14 protein-coding genes are annotated in these 16,187 nt (G+C 64.8%); 6 read left to right on the top strand and 8 right to left on the bottom strand.

Annotated elements, in window-relative coordinates; translation table 11 throughout:
• Positions 1 to 2 precede the first annotated feature (2 nt).
• Positions 3 to 308: a hypothetical protein gene (locus tag KMZ29_RS25890; protein WP_215621818.1), complete on the bottom strand. Its 306-nt coding sequence runs from the start codon at positions 306 to 308 to the stop codon at positions 3 to 5.
• Positions 309 to 636: 328 nt separating this feature from the next.
• Between KMZ29_RS25890 and KMZ29_RS25885 the strand changes: the two genes are divergently transcribed.
• Complete coding sequence (locus KMZ29_RS25885; protein WP_249779790.1) at positions 637 to 2,328, top strand: bifunctional diguanylate cyclase/phosphodiesterase; 1,692 nt, start codon at positions 637 to 639, stop codon at positions 2,326 to 2,328.
• Between the two features lie 194 nt (positions 2,329 to 2,522).
• Positions 2,523 to 3,563 (top strand): IS110 family RNA-guided transposase, encoded by a 1,041-nt coding sequence (locus KMZ29_RS25880; protein ID WP_215621526.1) that lies wholly within the window; start codon positions 2,523 to 2,525, stop codon positions 3,561 to 3,563.
• Positions 3,564 to 3,887: 324 nt separating this feature from the next.
• Here the strand turns inward: KMZ29_RS25880 and phaR are convergent, their stop codons facing one another.
• Positions 3,888 to 4,499, bottom strand: coding sequence for a polyhydroxyalkanoate synthesis repressor PhaR (gene phaR, locus KMZ29_RS25875; protein WP_215613807.1), 612 nt, complete (start codon positions 4,497 to 4,499; stop codon positions 3,888 to 3,890).
• A 419-nt stretch (positions 4,500 to 4,918) separates the two neighbouring features.
• On the opposite strand from phaR, the gene KMZ29_RS25870 reads away from it, so the two are divergent.
• The 3 genes from KMZ29_RS25870 to yddG all read left to right on the top strand — a co-directional run bounded on the left by KMZ29_RS25870 (position 4,919) and on the right by yddG (position 8,015).
• On the top strand, positions 4,919 to 6,097 hold the full coding sequence (locus KMZ29_RS25870; protein WP_215621816.1) for an acetyl-CoA C-acetyltransferase: 1,179 nt from the start codon (positions 4,919 to 4,921) through the stop codon (positions 6,095 to 6,097).
• 171 nt (positions 6,098 to 6,268) lie between these two features.
• Positions 6,269 to 6,994, top strand: a complete 726-nt coding sequence (gene phbB, locus KMZ29_RS25865) for an acetoacetyl-CoA reductase (protein WP_215621815.1) — start codon at positions 6,269 to 6,271, stop codon at positions 6,992 to 6,994.
• 148 nt (positions 6,995 to 7,142) lie between these two features.
• Complete coding sequence (yddG, locus tag KMZ29_RS25860) at positions 7,143 to 8,015, top strand: aromatic amino acid exporter YddG (RefSeq protein ID WP_215621814.1); 873 nt, start codon at positions 7,143 to 7,145, stop codon at positions 8,013 to 8,015.
• 97 nt (positions 8,016 to 8,112) lie between these two features.
• On the opposite strand, the gene KMZ29_RS25855 is transcribed toward yddG, so the two are convergent.
• The gene (locus tag KMZ29_RS25855) at positions 8,113 to 8,538 is read right to left on the bottom strand and encodes a cupin domain-containing protein (protein WP_215624418.1); all 426 of its coding nucleotides are present in this window, start codon (positions 8,536 to 8,538) and stop codon (positions 8,113 to 8,115) included.
• A gap of 22 nt (positions 8,539 to 8,560) precedes the next feature.
• Positions 8,561 to 9,328 (bottom strand): hydroxyacylglutathione hydrolase, encoded by a 768-nt coding sequence (gene gloB / locus KMZ29_RS25850; protein WP_215621813.1) that lies wholly within the window; start codon positions 9,326 to 9,328, stop codon positions 8,561 to 8,563.
• Between the two features lie 148 nt (positions 9,329 to 9,476).
• Here gloB and KMZ29_RS25845 point away from each other — a divergent pair, with 148 nt between their 5' ends.
• Positions 9,477 to 10,235 carry a class I SAM-dependent methyltransferase gene (locus tag KMZ29_RS25845; protein ID WP_215621812.1) on the top strand — a complete coding sequence of 253 codons (759 nt, stop codon included), beginning with the start codon at positions 9,477 to 9,479 and terminating at the stop codon, positions 10,233 to 10,235.
• A 95-nt stretch (positions 10,236 to 10,330) separates the two neighbouring features.
• Here the strand turns inward: KMZ29_RS25845 and KMZ29_RS25840 are convergent, their stop codons facing one another.
• The 4 genes from KMZ29_RS25840 to ptsP form a co-directional block, all read right to left on the bottom strand.
• A complete protein-coding gene (locus KMZ29_RS25840; RefSeq protein WP_215621811.1) occupies positions 10,331 to 11,086 on the bottom strand; it encodes a DUF4167 domain-containing protein in 756 nt (251 codons plus the stop codon).
• 496 nt (positions 11,087 to 11,582) lie between these two features.
• The gene (gene prmC, locus KMZ29_RS25835) at positions 11,583 to 12,467 is read right to left on the bottom strand and encodes a peptide chain release factor N(5)-glutamine methyltransferase (protein WP_215621810.1); all 885 of its coding nucleotides are present in this window, start codon (positions 12,465 to 12,467) and stop codon (positions 11,583 to 11,585) included.
• Between the two features lie 166 nt (positions 12,468 to 12,633).
• On the bottom strand, positions 12,634 to 13,719 hold the full coding sequence (prfA, locus tag KMZ29_RS25830) for a peptide chain release factor 1 (RefSeq protein WP_215621809.1): 1,086 nt from the start codon (positions 13,717 to 13,719) through the stop codon (positions 12,634 to 12,636).
• A 106-nt stretch (positions 13,720 to 13,825) separates the two neighbouring features.
• Positions 13,826 to 16,093 (bottom strand): phosphoenolpyruvate--protein phosphotransferase, encoded by a 2,268-nt coding sequence (gene ptsP / locus KMZ29_RS25825; RefSeq protein ID WP_215621808.1) that lies wholly within the window; start codon positions 16,091 to 16,093, stop codon positions 13,826 to 13,828.
• Positions 16,094 to 16,187 lie beyond the last annotated feature (94 nt).

The raw sequence follows: 16,187 nt of genomic DNA, 5'->3' as shown, positions 1-16,187 counted from the left end.
GTTTAGATGGTTTGCCTGGTCCGGATGCCCGCTACCCGGGCCTGAATCTGGACCTGGCGCTGGCTCGTGCTGTAGGCGGTCCGCGCGTCGGCGGCTGTTGCCCGCCGCAAGCCGCGGGTCTGCGGGGCATACTCGGCGGTGGCCAGCAGTTGGGTGACAAAGGTCGAGGTCGGCCGGGAGGGCGGCTGGGTGGCGGTCCTCGTCCATTCGGTGCGCTGGACCATCGGCACCAGCGCGACACAGGCGGGCCCGGCGTCGGCAACGCCGCCGTCATTTGCCGTCTGCTCTGGTCGACTGTTGCTTGACATCGCAAATCGAAATCCGGCTCAACTGTCGCGTTCTGGGACGCGACGCCCGTTCCGATCTCTTCATCGCAAGGGCCATGCCGGAGCTCGCCGATTGGTTCCCGGCGGCCTCACAACGTGGTTTCCGAATTGTTTATGAACTTTGCGCGGAGCATTTTCCGGCACAGCCGGAACCGGTTTGCCGCAGGAAAATGCTGCCCTTTAATGATTCGCGCGTATCATGATCGCAAGACCGGTCCCCACTTTTGCGGAATACGCGCTGGCCGGGGGCAAAACAGGCACTATCCTTAAGGCAGCGAATCACCCGGCAGTGTCCCGAAACGAGGCGTCCGTGAAACCCGTTGCCCCGCAAGCTTCCACCATCCTTGCTTCGCTCGGCCAGGCGGCGTTCGCGTGGGACATCGCCACCGACGCCATTGTCTGGAGCGATCAATTGACCTCGGTCTTTCCGGATATTCCGGCGGAGACGCTGGCCAGCGGCGCCGAGTTTTCCAAGCTGATCGAGCCGGCGCGCACGATCCGGTCCGACGCGCTGGGCCATACGCCGCCGGCGCGCGGCGGCGACGGCGTGCCCTACCGGGTCGAGTACGGCGTGCGGACCTCTACCTCCGCCCCCGTGCTCTGGATCGAGGAAACCGGCTGCTGGTTCGCCGGCGCCGACGGCAGGCCGGCGCACGCCCATGGCATCGTCCGCGTCAACAACGAACGCCACGCCCGCGACGAGCAGCTTTTGAAACTGTCGCGCAACGACCCCTTGACCGGCGAACTCAATCGCACCCATCTGATCGCCTCATTGGCCGAGGCCATCGAAGAATCCTCGCGCTTCCGCACCGCCTGCGCCTTCATGCTGATCGGCATCGATCGTCTGGCGCGCATCAACGATGCCTTCGGCTTCGACGTTGCGGACGCGGTGATTTCCGAAGTGGCGCAGCGCATCCGGGCGCGGCTGCGCGCCGGTGACGTGCTCGGCCGGTTCTCCGGCAACAAATTCGGGCTGATCCTGAAGAACTGCACCGTCGACGACATGAATGTCGCCGCCGAGCGGTTCCTGGCGGGCATCCGCGACGAGGTGGTGCCGACCCGGTCCGGCCCGGTCTCGGTCACCGCGTCGATCGGCGCGGTCAGCGTGCCGCGCTATGCGCACAACGCCGACGAGGCGATCAACCGCGCCCATGAAACGCTCGACATGGCAAAGCGCCGCCGCGCCGGGTCGTTCCTGGTGTGGCGTCCCAATGTCGAGCGCGACGCCCAGCGCCGCGTCAATATCCGCGTCACCGACGAGATCGTCACCGCGCTCAACGAGCGCCGGATCGTGATGGCATACGAGCCGGTGGTCGAAGCGCGTTCGCGGGACGCGGCGTTCTACGAGTGCCTGGTCCGCATGGAGCAGGGCGACGGACAGGTTCTGCTGGCGCCGGACATCGTTCCGGTGGCGGAGAAGCTCGGCCTGATCCGGCTGGTCGATCACCGCGTGCTCGAGCTCGTCGTGGCCGAACTCGCAAACTCGCCGCAGGTGCAGCTCAGCCTCAACATCTCGCCCGACACCACGATGGACCCGGACTGGTGGGCCTCGATCGAATCGCTGATGCGCGCCCATCCGGGCGTGGCCGAGCGGCTGATCGTGGAAATCACCGAAACCGTCGCGATCCAGGATATCGACGACGTCCGCGGCTTCGTCACGCGGCTGAAGAACTTCGGCAGCAAGATCGCGATCGACGATTTCGGCGCCGGTTACACCTCGTTCCGGAATCTGCGCAAGCTCGGCGTCGATATTGTTAAAGTCGACGGCGCCTTCGTGCAGAACATCGCGCGCTCGGCCGACGATCGCGCCTTCGTGCAGACGCTGATCGATCTGGCGCGCCGGCTGCAAATCAGGACCGTCGCGGAATGGGTCCAGGACGAAGAGTCCGCGGTGATGCTGCGCGAATGGGGTTGCGACTACATCCAGGGACGGCTGATCGGGCTGGCGTCATCGGAGCGGCCGTGGGATCGGCGCGCAACGGTGTTGCCGGCGGCGAGTTAGAACCTTCCGGCACCAAGAAAACTTCGTCGTCCCCGCGAACGCGGGGACCCATACGCCGCGGCCCATCGGTCAGGCGATGTGGTAGACGCCTTCCCTCAACAACACCGATTTGTGGTTGATGGGGTGGACGGCCCCCTACGGCATCAGTTGTGCCAGAATGAGGTTGTTGCAAATCTCAGACAAAGGAGCCGTCCGTGGAACAGATTATCCGAATTGGCATGGATACGTCGAAGCATATTTTCCAGCTGCATGGGGTTGATGCGACCGAACGGCCGGTGTTGCGCAGGCGGCTCGGCCGGGCGCAAATGGTGGCATTTTTTACCAAGCAGCCGCCGACCGTGATCGGGATCGAGGCCTGCGGTGCGGCGCATTATTGGGCGCGCGAGCTTGGCAAGCTCGGCCACGAGGTGAAGCTGATCGCGCCGCAACACGTGAAGCCTTACGTCAGGCGGAACAAGAACGACGGGCGAGATGCCGAGGGGCTGTGTGAAGCGATGGGCCGACCGACGATGCGGTTTGTGCCAGTGAAGACGGCCGAGCAGCAGGCAGCTTTGATGCTGGCAGGTCTCCGCGAGCAGATGGTCGCCCGTCGCACCCAGCTCAGCAATATGATCCGGGGCTATGCGGCAGAGTTCGGCCTTGCGGTGGCCAAGGGCCTCGACAAGATCGAACCGCTTTTAGCTGGCATCGCGCAAGATGACAGCGTGCCGGCGCTGGCGCGCGAGTCGTTTGCGGTCCAGGGCCGCGAGTACGCGCAGTTGCAGGGAGAGTTGAAGGCAATCGAAGCCAGGCTGAGGGCCTGGCACCGCGGCAATGCCGATAGCCGGCGCTTGGCGAAGATTCCAGGAGTCGGGCCGATCGGCGCCACGGCGCTGGTGATGAAGACGCCTGATCCGCGTGCCTTCTCCTCGGGCCGGCATTTTGCGGCCTGGCTCGGACTGACCCCGAAAGACCACTCCACTGCCGGCAAAACCCGGCTCGGCAAGATCACCCGTGCCGGCGATGAGAGGTTGCGCAGCGTGCTGGTGGCAGGAGCGACCGCCGTGATTCAGCAGGCGAAGTACGGCCGTGGCCATCCATCGCCCTGGCTGATCGCTTTGCTCAAGCGCAAGCCGCCAAAACTCGCGGCGGTGGCGCTCGCCAACAAGATTGCCCGCATCGCCTGGAAACTGATGGTTACGGGGGATAATTACGACGGCGCGCGGATGTCTGAGGCATCGGCGTCAGCCGCCTAAGAGATCAGCCGGTAAGTTCGTCTTATCGGCTGAGCCGGAGCTGCAAGAGGAGCAGATGGTAGGATCGATCGATCCGAGGTGCGAGACAATCCGTGGGACCCATTGGCCCAAGACAGGTCGTGTGGTTGTTTGGAACTCGCGTCGCGGAAGCCATCTTGGCCAGCGGTCCAAGCGACCGCACCAACAGGCCGGACATATGGATGCAAGCGATCCGATCAGACCTCAAAAAACTCTTGTGGCACGGGGGCCGTCCACATATGGGTCCCCGCGTTCGCGGGGACGACACGCGGAGAAATTCCCGTGCAGACACGACAAAGGAAGAAACTACTCTTCCTTCTTCGGCTCTTCCTTCTTCGGCTCTTTCGACATCCGCTCGAGCCGTTCCTGCATGTCCTTCATCTGACGGCGCAGGTCGTCGATATTGTCTGCGTCGGGCGCCGGCTCCGGCGCCTTCTCGGGTTCGGCTGCGGCCCCGGCGCGCGGCGGCACGAACGGCTTGAACATCGAGAACGTCTGCTGAAACAATTCCATGTTGCGGCGGACGTGCTCCTCCAAGGGAGCAAAGGGCGTGCCGCTGAAGGTATTGGTCAGCTGCTTGCGGAACTTTTCCTGCTCGCGGGTCAGCGTGTCGATCGACTGCTCGAGATACTTCGGCACCACCATCTGCATGCTGTCGCCGTAGAACCGGATCAGCTGCCGCAGGAAGGTGGTCGGCAGCAGGTTCTGGCCGGCCTTGTTTTCCTGCTCGAAAATGATCTGCGCCAGCACCGAGCGGGTAATGTCGTCACCGGTCTTGGCGTCGTAGACGAGGAAGTCCTCGCCCTCCTTCACCATCGCTGCGAGATCCTCGAGCGTCACATAGGTGCTGGTGCCGGTATTATAGAGCCGCCGGTTCGCGTATTTCTTGATCGTGGTGGGTTGGTCTGATTTCGCCATGGCTCACACAATGCACACCGAGGACAAGGGAACCCGACGGCATCGCCGAAGGGCAGACGAGCAACGCATCGCAGCAAAGTAAGCATTTTCAATGCGGTTCGGCTACCGTTTTGTGCGCCACGGTTAATTCCAAGGCATAGGCACTGCTCAGGAATGTGCAGCGCTTGGTCCGCGGTTGCCGGTTTTGCGGTTAGGCGACGCGCAATCTAAGGTAGCCATTTTTCTGACGGCCAACCGGCTTCCGCTTTGCCTGAAAATGCCCGGACGTCATTTTGAGTGCGCCGCGGCAAGATTCCGTCCTCTGGCCGATTGACATGCCTCAACTACGTTAAGAGGATGAGCTAGGAGACTGGCCTGCCAATCCGGCGTCCGCCACCCACGCCCTCAAGCCCCAAAAAGCTCAACCTCAGGAGATGTCCATGTCAGACGATGTCGTCATCGTCGCCGCTGCCCGCACCCCGGTCGGTAGTTTCAACGGCGCCTTCGCCACCACGCCCGCGCACGATCTCGGCGCCGTCGCCATCAAGGCCGCGCTGGAGCGCGCCGGGATCGAGCCGGGCCGCGTCTCCGAGGTCATCATGGGGCAGATCCTGACCGCGGCGCAGGGCCAGAACCCGGCCCGCCAGGCCTCGATCGCCGCCGGCATCCCGGTGGAAAGCCCGGCCTGGGGCGTCAATCAGCTCTGCGGCTCGGGCCTGCGCACGGTGGCGCTGGGCTACCAGGCGCTGCTCAACGGCGATTCCAACATCGTCGTCGCCGGCGGCCAGGAATCCATGAGCATGGCCCCCCACGCGCAGTATCTGCGCGGCGGCACCAAAATGGGCCCGGTCGAGTTCATCGACACCATGATCAGAGACGGCTTGTGGGACGCCTTCAACGGCTACCACATGGGCAATACCGCCGAGAACGTCGCCCGGCAGTACCAGATCACCCGCAACCAGCAGGACGAATTCGCCGTCGCTTCGCAGAACAAGGCCGAGGCCGCGCAGAAGGCCGGCAAGTTCAAGGACGAGATCGTCCCCGTCACCATCAAGACCCGCAAGGGCGACATCATCGTCAGCGATGACGAGTATCCCCGCCATGGCGCGACGCTCGATGCGATGGCCAAGCTCAAGCCGGCGTTCGAGAAGGACGGCACCGTCACCGCCGGCAGCGCGTCGGGCATCAATGACGGCGCCGCCGCCGTGGTGCTGATGACCGCGAAGCAGGCGGCCAAGGAAGGCAAGAAGGTGCTGGGCCGCATCGTGTCGTGGGGCCAGGCCGGCGTCGATCCCAAGATCATGGGAACCGGCCCGATCCCGGCGTCGCGCGCCGCGTTGAAGAAGGCCGGCTGGAATATCGGCGACCTCGATCTGATCGAGGCCAACGAAGCCTTCGCGGCGCAGGCCTGCGCGGTCAACAAGGACCTCGGCTGGGACACCTCCAAGGTCAACGTCAATGGCGGCGCGATCGCGATCGGTCACCCGGTCGGCGCCTCCGGCGCGCGGGTGCTGGTGACGCTGCTGCACGAGATGCAGAAGCGCGACGCCAAGAAGGGCCTCGCCACGCTGTGCATCGGCGGCGGTATGGGCATCGCGATGTGCATCGCACGCGACTAGACTTGCAGCGCAGTGTGATGAAAAGATCATCTCGCAATTGCGTGGCTTATCCTTAAGATGAAGCGCCCGGCCTCGATGCCGGGCGTTTTATTTCTTGATGTTCGTCAATCGGCCCGCTTAATTCGAAGCTAAACAAAAGCAGGTCAAAGAGCGCCAAGGGAAGGATTCGACATGGCACGTGTTGCGTTGGTGACGGGGGGAACGCGGGGCATTGGCGCTGCGATCAGCAAGGCAATGAAGGCTGCCGGTTACAAAGTGGCCGCCAGCTACGCCGGCAATGATGCGGCGGCGGAGAAATTCAAGGCAGAGACCGGTATCCCCGTCTACAAGTGGGACGTCAGTTCCTTCGACGCCTGCGCCGCCGGTATCAAGAAGGTCGAGGCCGAGCTCGGTCCGGTCGACGTGCTGGTCAACAATGCCGGAATCACCAAGGACGGCGCGTTCCACAAGATGACGCTGGAGCAGTGGAATACGGTCATCAACACCAATCTCGGCTCGTTGTTCAACATGACCCGTCAGGTGATCGAGGGCATGCGCGCGCGCAAGTTCGGCCGCGTTATCAACATCTCCTCGATCAACGGCCAGAAGGGCCAGTTCGGCCAGGTCAATTATTCGGCCGCCAAAGCCGGCGACATCGGCTTCACCAAGGCGCTCGCGCTGGAGAATGCCAAGGGCGGCATCACCGTGAACGCGATCTGTCCGGGCTACATCAACACCGAGATGGTGCAGGCAGTGCCGAAGGAGGTTTTGGAGAAAAACATCCTGCCGCTGATCCCGACCGGCCGCCTCGGCGAGCCCGAGGAAATCGCCCGCGCCGTGGTGTTCCTCGCCGCCGATGAGGCCGGCGGCATCACCGGCTCGACGCTGACGGTCAACGGCGGCCAGTACATGGTGTGATGTGACTTCCGTCATTGCGAGGAAGCCATCCAGGCGCCGTCATTCCGGGATGGTGCGTCAGCACCAGACCTCAGATGTGCAATTGCACATCGGGGAATCTCGAGATTCCGGGTTCGCGCTGCGCGCGCGCCCCGGAATGACAAGATAAATGACCCCACGCACCGCTACCCTGATCGGACTGACCGCAATCCTGATGTGGTCGCTGCTGGCCGTGCTGACGGTGGCGACCGGGAAAATTCCCGCGTTCCAGCTCGCCGCCATGACGTTTGCGGTCGGCGCGCTGGTCGGAGCGCTGACCTGGATCGGGCGGCCGGAAGCGATGCGCGCGCTACGGCAGCCGTCCACGGCGTGGCTCGTCGGGATCGGCGGCCTGTTCGGCTACCACGCGCTGTATTTCCTGGCGCTGCGCTTTGCGCCGCCGGCCGAAGCGGGTCTCCTGAATTATCTGTGGCCACTCCTGATTGTGGTGTTTTCCGCCGTCCTCCCCGGCGAACGGCTCTTGCCGCACCACATTATCGGTGCCTTGCTCGGCCTTGCTGGCACGGTGCTGCTGTTTGTCGGAAACAGCAGCGTCGATTTCGCGCCCGGCCAACTGCCCGGCCTGATCGCGGCCTTCGTCGCGGCCTTCGTGTGGGCGGCCTATTCGGTGATGTCGCGCAAGCTCAAGGCGGTGCCGACCGATGCGGTGGCGGGTTTTTGCGCGGCGACCGCGCTGCTTGCGGCTGCGGTGCATGGGCTGGTCGAGGTCACGGTCTGGCCGGACACGACGGTGCAGTGGCTTGCGATCGCAGCGCTCGGCGTCGGCCCGGTCGGCGCTGCATTCTATGCCTGGGACATCGGGATGAAGCGCGGCGACATCCGCGTGCTGGGGGCGGCGTCCTACGCGACGCCGCTGCTCTCGACCGCGTTTCTGATTCTGGCGGGTTTTGCCCGGCCGAGTGCGAACATCGCCATCGCCGCAATCCTGATCGCCGGCGGCGGTCTGATCGCGGCGAAGGACATGTTCGCGCGGCGACGTTAGAGCGTTTTCAAGCGAAGTGGATACCGGTTCGCGTGAAGAAAGCGCGTCGAAACAAAAAGTAGAGCCCCGTTCCGATTCAATCGGAAGGGAAAAGGCTCTAGCCCGCGGGCATCCAGCCCTTCGGCGCCAGTTCGAATGCTGCGAAATCGAATCCGGGCGCAACGGTGCATCCGACCAGCGTCCAGTCGCCAGCGCTTTCCGCCGATTGCCACGTCTGCGCCGGCACGACCACCTGCGGCAGCTCGCCGGCGGCGAGATCGGAGCCGAGCCGGACGGTGCGCCAATCCGCATTATCGGCGATCTGCAGGGTCAGTGCGTGGCCGGCGTAATAATGCCAAGTCTCGACCGCGTCGATGCGGTGCCAGTGCGAGCGTTCGCCGCGCGCCAGCAGGAAATAGATCGCGGTGGATGCGGATCGTCCGTCGGCGTCGACGCGGGTATCGCGAAAGGTCTCGCGATAGTGCCCGCCCTCGGGGTGCGGCTTCAACTCGAGCCGTGCGATGATCTCGGCGGCGGTCGGCAGCTCAACCATCAGGATCTTGCCATCAGGATTTGTTCTTGCGTTCGCGCAATTCGCCGAACACTTCGGCGGCGCTCCTGCCCTTCATCCGCACGCCGGCGGCGACCGACGGTTCGTCGGCGCGCAGGAATACATTGGCTTTCTTCTCGTCGCCGAGCAGCGTCGGGACGGTCGGCTTGTTGGCGGCGCGCAGCCGCGTCACTTCCTCGGCGCGCGCCTTCAGCGCGGCATTGTCGGGCTCGACGGTGAGCGCGAATTTGACGTTGGCGGCGGTATATTCATGGCCGCAATAGAGTTTGAAGTCGTCGGGCAACGCGCGCAGCTTCAACAGCGATTCCCACATCATCGGATAGTTGCCTTCGAACACCCGGCCGCAGCCGATCGAGAACAGCGTGTCGGCGGCGAACAGCGCCTTCTCGCTGTCGAACACATAGCTGATGTGGTCGAGCGTGTGGCCCGGCGTTTCCAGCACCCGCGCCAGCAGGTTTCCTATCTTGACGACATCGCCCTGGCCGGCGCGCAGGTCGACATTGGCGATCTTGGTGGACTTGTCGTGCGGCCCAACCACGCGGCATCCGTATTTTTGCTTCAGTTCGGCGACGCCGCCGACATGGTCGCCATGATGATGGGTGATCAGGATATCCGTCAGCGTCCAGCCCTCGCGCTCCAGCGCCTTGATGATGGGTGCGGCTTCCGGCGCGTCGATCGAGGCGGTGGCCCTGGTCGCGGGGTCGTGGATCAGATAGCCGAAATTATCGTTGAGGCAGGTGAACAGGCGAATTTCGGCGGCCATGATATCTCCGTGGTCCGGGTGAGGCGTCATCCAGCGGTGCGGCCACGCTGGTACCGCCGCATATGGGCATGAAATATGGCGTTAACGCTTCACAGGCAATGCCATATTCGGCGCGCCGTTCAGCCCTGCGGCGTGTTAGATTGCGGTCATGACCATCGATGTCATCGACCTCCGCAATTTCTATTCGCAGCGCCTCGGCATCGTGGCGCGGCGGCTGATCAACCGCGGCATTCACGCGCGCTGGCCCAACGCGCAGGGTCAGCGCGTGCTCGGTCTCGGCTATCCGACGCCCTATCTCGGTCTGTTCCGCGAGGATTCAGAGCGCTGCATCGCCTTCATGCCGGCGGCCCAGGGCGTGCTGAAATGGCCGACCGCGCGGCCGACGCTGGCAACGCTGGTCGATGAACTTTCGCTGCCGCTGCCGGACGCCGCCGTCGACCGCATCCTGCTGATTCATGCGCTGGAAATGTCCGACGATCCCGAAGGCCTGTTGCGCGAGGTGTGGCGGGTGCTGGCGCCCTCGGGGCGGATGATGGCCGTCATTCCGAACCGGCGCGGGGTGTGGACGCGCACCGACAACACGCCGTTCGGTCACGGCCGGCCCTATTCGCGCTCGCAGATCACGCAATTGCTGCGGCAGACCTGGTTCACGCCGGCGTCCTGGGGCGAGGCGCTGTTCATGCCGCCGGTTGCCGGCGGCTGGTTCCTGCGCTCGGCGATGGCATGGGAGCGGGTCGGCGCGGCGCTGTCGCTGCCGTTTGCCGGCGTGCATATCGTGGAAGCCACCAAGCAGGTCTACCGCGCGATCCCCGCGCACCGCGAGCGCACGCGGCTGATTCCGGCGCTTGAGCCGGTGTTGGTGCCGTCGTCACTGCAGCGGGACGATTCGCCGCCGCTGCGGCGGTAAAATCAAAACTTTATATTGCGGCCTTCGATTTTCTTGCCCTCCCCTGGAGGGGGAGGGTGAAGAGAAGCGCTCACGACGAACGCCACGTCGCCTGCTTACTCGTTCCCCGGATTGAAATCCTCGCTGGGCGCAGCAGGCGCGGCGGCGACCCCTTCGGGGCGTGGGCCGTGCGGCCGGCGGCGCCGGCGCGGGAAGCGCTCGCGCTCGCCGCCTTCGAAGCCGCCCGGGCCGCCGCTGATCTGCGGCTGCGGTCCGGTGATGAACGACGGCAGGCGGTCGACGCCACCGCTGTCGGCAATCACCGGCTGCGGTTGCGGTTGCGGCTGAAACTGCGGTTGCGGACGATGTTCGCGATGCTCGCGGTGTTCGCGCGGCTGATGCTGGTCGCGCGACTGATAGGTTTGCCCATCGCGCTGGTGGTCGCCGCGCTGGGCGTGCTCGCGGGGCACGAAGGGCTGCGGCTGCGCCGGAACGAAGCCGGGTTCCTGCCCGAAATGCGAGAAACTCTCGCCCTCGTCGTCATCGCCGTCGGCGGTGGGCATTTCGTTCTCGGTGCGCGGCTGCGGCTGGCTCTGCCGGAACTGTTCCTGCGCTGCGGCAATCAGGCGGAAATAATGCTCGGCGTGCTGGTAGTAATTTTCAGCGGCTACCGGGTCGCCGGAAGAGCGCGCGTCGCGCGCCAGCTGCACGTATTTTTCCGCGACATGGGATGCGGTGCCGCGGATCTTGATGTCGGGTCCATTGGACTCGAAAACCCGGGTCATCGGGTTCTGGCCGCGCCGGCCGCCGTCACCTCGGTTCTGATTGCTCCGATTGCGCATCCGCTTATTTTGATTCTGACCGTTTCTCATGTCTCGCCTTTATTCCAGCCCTTAAGTTACCAGCCTTGAAGTTGTGAGCCTTGAAGTAGTGAGCTTTGGATTGCCGTTGTCATCGTTACGTCCGGCATGCGTCACTGCGACCGCAGTGCAGTTCCACACAGATTCTGCCGTACGTCGCGCAAAGACGCGCTCCCCAACACCCAGCCTACGCCGCTGGCTGTATCAAATCAGTCCGCCTGCCAAAACAAGCACAGGTTTCTTGCGTGAGTTTTCAAGCGCAATATTAGGCTTTCGTTCGCTTTGCGGTCGGAAGCAGCGCAGCTCTTTCAGCCATCGCGCTCAACTGGACCTGCGTTTTGGAACCTTTCACTCGGGGCGGGCTCTCGCTTTGAGAACTCTGGCTTCCACCCGCAATATCCCTTCGGGGGGCATCTACGGGGCCAGCAACCCTGGACCGATGTTGTGACCAGAACGTAGTCGCTCCCGGGCGATATTCCAAGTGGTTTTTTTGCCTTCCAATCGGGCTTTATGACGGCTTTTTCCGGCCGGCGACCGCCCGGCGGATACCGGCCAGATCGACCCTGGCAGGCTCCTGCTGCGTTAACCCAGCCACCGTCATCAGACCCCCGACATCGCCGTCCTGGCCCTGTCCCACTTCCACGACGAGTGCGCCCTTTGGCGCCAGCAGCCGTGCCGCCTGCGGGATGAGTGCGCGATAGGCATCAAGCCCGTCCGGGCCGCCGTCGAGCGCGCGAAGCGGATCGTGATCCCGGACCTCGGCCGCGAGACCGGCGATATCGGCCGAGCGGATGTAGGGCGGATTCGAAACGATCAGATCGAACGGGCCTGACAATGCCGCCGCATAATCGCAGGCCACGAAGCCGGCACGGCCGGCAAGCCCGAGATCGACGGCGTTGGCGCGCGCCGTCTGCAGCGCCGTCACGCTGATGTCCGTGCCTATCCCGTACGCGCCGGGCAGTTCGGATAGCAGCGCCAGCAAAATCGCGCCCGAACCGGTGCCGATGTCGGCGATGCGCATCCGGCCATCCGGACGCGGCGTCCCGCGCAGCACTTCCAGCGCCAATTCGACCACGGTTTCTGTGTCAGGCCTCGGCACCAGCGTCGCGGCCGAGAGGGTGAGCGGCAGTCCCCAGAACTCCCTGGTTCCGAGCATGCGCGCGACCGGCTCGCCATTGATGCGGCGGCGCGCAAAATCCTCGAGACGAATCGATTCGACCGGCGTGACAAGCCGGCCGGCGGCCGTGATCAGGCCGGTAAGATCGAGACCGAGCACAGCACCGACCAGCATCCGCGCGTCGAGTTCGGCGGAGTCGACGCCGCCGGCCTTGAGCCGGGTAGTCAACGAGCGCCGCGCGATCTCGACGGTTTGACCGGCGAAGGAATCGGTCATGCCGCGTCCTCGCCCAACACTATCCATGCGTCGTCCCCGCGAAAGCGGGGACCCATACGCCGCGGCCTCACGATATGGGTGGTGGAGGTTGATACCTCCCGTGACAACGAGCGTCTGTGGTTATGGGTCCCGGCTCGCGCTTCGCTTGGCCGGGACGACAAGGTGCTCACGCCGCCGCGCCCTGGGCGGCGAGCTGCGCCGCCTGATGCTCCGTCGTCAGTGCATCGACCAGCTCGCCGAGGGCTTCGCCCGCGATCACCTGCGGGAGTTTGTAGAGCGTGAGATTGATGCGGTGATCGGTGACGCGGCCTTGCGGGAAGTTATAGGTGCGGATGCGCTCGGAGCGGTCGCCGGACCCGACCTTCTCGCGGCGGTCCGCCGCGCGGGTCGCATTGATGCGCTGCTGCTCGGCGTCGTAGATGCGGGAGCGCAGGATGTTCATCGCCGACGCCCGATTCTTGTGCTGCGAGCGGCTGTCCTGCATCATCACCACGATGCCGGTCGGAATATGGGTGATGCGGATCGCGGATTCGGTCTTGTTGACGTGCTGGCCGCCGGCGCCTTGCGCACGCATGGTGTCGATCTTCAAATCGTCGCTCTTGATGTCGACGTCGACCTCCTCGACCTCCGGCAGCACCGCTACCGTCGCCGCCGAAGTGTGGATGCGCCCCTGCGTCTCGGTATCGGGCACCCGCTGCACCCGGTGCACGCCGGATTCGAATTTTAGTTTGGCGAAAGCGCCGCGACCCTTCACCTCGGCGATGATTTCCTTGTAGCCGCCCATGGTGCCTTCGCTGGCGGAGATCACCTCGACCTTCCAGCCCTGCAGGGCCGCGAACCGCTCATACATCCGGAACAGGTCGCCCGCGAACAATGCGGCCTCGTCGCCGCCGGTGCCGGCGCGGATTTCCAGCACTACGTTGCGGTCGTCCATGGCGTCCTTGGGCAACAGCGCCACGCGGATCTGCTGCGCCAGTTCGAGCACGCGTGCGGCAAGCGTTTCACGCTCGGCCTCCGCCATGACGCGCATCTCCGGCTCGGTCGCGGGATCCGATATCAGCGCCTCGATATCGGCGATTTCCCTGTCGGCGGCGCGGTAGGCTTTGACGGCGTCGATCAGCGGGTTGAGCTCGGCGAGTTCGCGCGTGATCTTGACGTAGGCTTCCGAGTTCACCTGGCCGAGCAACTGCGCCTCGAGGGATGCGTGGTGCGCCAGCAGAATATCAAGTTTGGCTTCGGGGAGCATCGACATGGTCAGGTCTCGAATACACGTGCATTCAGCAAGAGTGGATACCGGTTTTGCGCAAGGAATGCGCGTCAACTAGGAACTTGGGGAGCGTTGTGCGGGCAGGGCCTCGCTACAACGACAGCCCCTCGGCCTCGGCAAATTCCGTCAGCTTCTGGCGGATCGACACACTGCCGGACGGCGCGTCGAGCAGTGGCGTCATCACGGCTTCGGCCTTCTTGGCGTCGAGGTCGAGGATCAGCGCCTTGACCGGGCCGTGCGCGGTGGCCGACAGCGACAGCGAGCGGTAGCCCAGGGCGATCAGTGCCAGCGCACCGAGCGGCTTGGACGCCATCTCGCCGCACAGCGATGCGGATTTCTTCGCCGCATTGGCCTTCTGCGCGATCTCGCGCAACGCCCGCAGGATCGGCGCGGACAAGGGGTCGAACCGTTCGGACACCTTGGCATTGCCGCGGTCGACCGCGAACAGGAACTGGAACAGGTCGTTGGATCCGACCGAGACGAAATCGACCTTTTTCAGGAGTTCGTCGAGCTGGTAGAGCAGCGCCGGCACTTCCACCATCGTGCCGACGTCGATGCGTTCCGGCAGCGCGTGGCCGTGCTGGCGCAGATAGGTCAGTTCGCGCTCGACGATGCTCTTGGCGGCATCGAATTCGGCGACTTCGGAAACCATCGGGAACATGATGCGCAGCGCGCGGCCACCGCCGGCCCGCAGCAGCGCGCGGATCTGGCCGCGCAGCAGGCCAGGGCGATCCAGGCCGAGCCGGATCGCGCGCCAGCCGAGCGCGGGATTTTCCTCGATCACGGTCTCCATATAGGGCAGCGCCTTGTCGCCGCCAATGTCGAGGGTGCGGAATGTCACCGGCTTCGGACCTGCGGCGTCCAGCACCGCGCGGTACAGCGCTAGCTGGTCGCTGGAGCGCGGCAGGCTCTGGCCGACCATGAACTGCAATTCGGTGCGGAACAGCCCGATGCCGGCGCTGCCGGTGTCGTCGATGTGCGGCAGATCGATGATCAGGCCGGCATTGATCATGAGTTCGATCTTCTGGCCGTCCCTGGTCACGCAGGGCTTGTCGCGCAGCGCCGAATATTGCGCCTGCCTTCTGGCGCGAAACCGCACCCGTTCCGCATAGGCCGATTCGATTTCGGCCGACGGGCGGACATAGATCGAGCCCGAGGTGCCGTCGACGATGATGGCGTCGCCGGGATCGGCGATGCCGGGCGCGTTGGCGATCTCGCCGACCGCGGGGATGCCGAGCGCGCGCGCCACGATCGAGACGTGGGAATTGGCGGTGCCTTCCTCCAGCACCAGTCCGCGCAGGCGCTTGCGGTCGTAGTCGAGCAGGGCCGCGGGGCCCATCGCGCGCGCGATCAGGATGGCGTTGTCGGGCAACTGTTCCCGGGACGGCGCGTGATCCTGCCCCACCAGCTGCCGCATCAGGCGATGGCCGAGATCCTCCAGATCGTGCAGGCGGTCGCGCAAATACGGATCGGTGGAGCGCAGCATGCGGGCGCGGGTATCGGACTGCACGCGCTCGACGGCGGCCTCCGCGGTCAGGCCGGTGGCGACCGCTTCATGCAGCTTGTGCGACCAGCCGTGATCGTTGGCGAACATCCGGTAGGCTTCCAGCACGTCGCGGTGCTCGCCGCCTTCGGCGACGTCGCCGCGCTCCAGCATGCGGTCGAGGTCGGCGCGCAGTTTGGCCAGCGCGGTGTCGAGCCGCTTGATTTCCTTCGGCAGGTCCTCGGCGATGTAATTGGTGATGACGACGCGCGGCTCGTGCAGCACCACGTGGCCGAGCGCGATGCCGTCGGACAGGATTGCCCCGGTCTTGTGCAAGGAATGCCGCGCGGCGGGCTCGGCGCCGGGCTGTGCGAGGGCGGCCAATTCGCCGGACGCGATCATCTCCGCCAGCACCATGGCGGTGGTCTGCAGCGCCTCGACCTCTTCCTCGACATAGGTGCGCTTGGCGCGGTTCTGCACCACCAGCACGCCGAGCGTGTTGCCGGCGCGCAGGATCGGAACGCCGAGGAAGGAATGGTAGATTTCTTCGCCGGTTTCCGGGCGGAACGAGAATGCCGGGTGGTTTTGCGCGTCGCTCAGGTTGAGCGGCGTCGCCTCGCTGGCGACGAGGCCGACGAGGCCCTCATGGGCGCTCAGCACGGTCCTGTGGACGGCGTCGCGGTTGAGGCCTTCGGTGGCGTAGAGCTCCAGCGTGTTGTCGACGCGCAGCACATAGGTCGAGCAGACCTCGGCCACCATGTTGGCGGCGATCAGCACCACGATCTTGTCCAGGCGTTCCTGGGCCGAGACCTGCTCCGCCATGGTTTCGCGGAGCCGTCTCAGCAAGACGCGGGGGCCTCCCGACGCGCTCCGCATGTGCCGATACCTCCCCCCAAGAAGCCAACATCCGGGGTGGCCGGGAGCTGGCGCTAAATCCAAGAAAAACAACAATTTTATTCATTCGGCGGCG

It is taken from the genome of Bradyrhizobium sediminis, assembly GCF_018736085.1.
In the GTDB taxonomy this organism is placed as follows: Bacteria; Pseudomonadota; Alphaproteobacteria; order Rhizobiales; family Xanthobacteraceae; genus Bradyrhizobium; species Bradyrhizobium sediminis.
The sequence above is the reverse complement of the archived record's forward strand: the minus strand, read 5'-3'. Positions and strand labels throughout refer to the sequence as shown.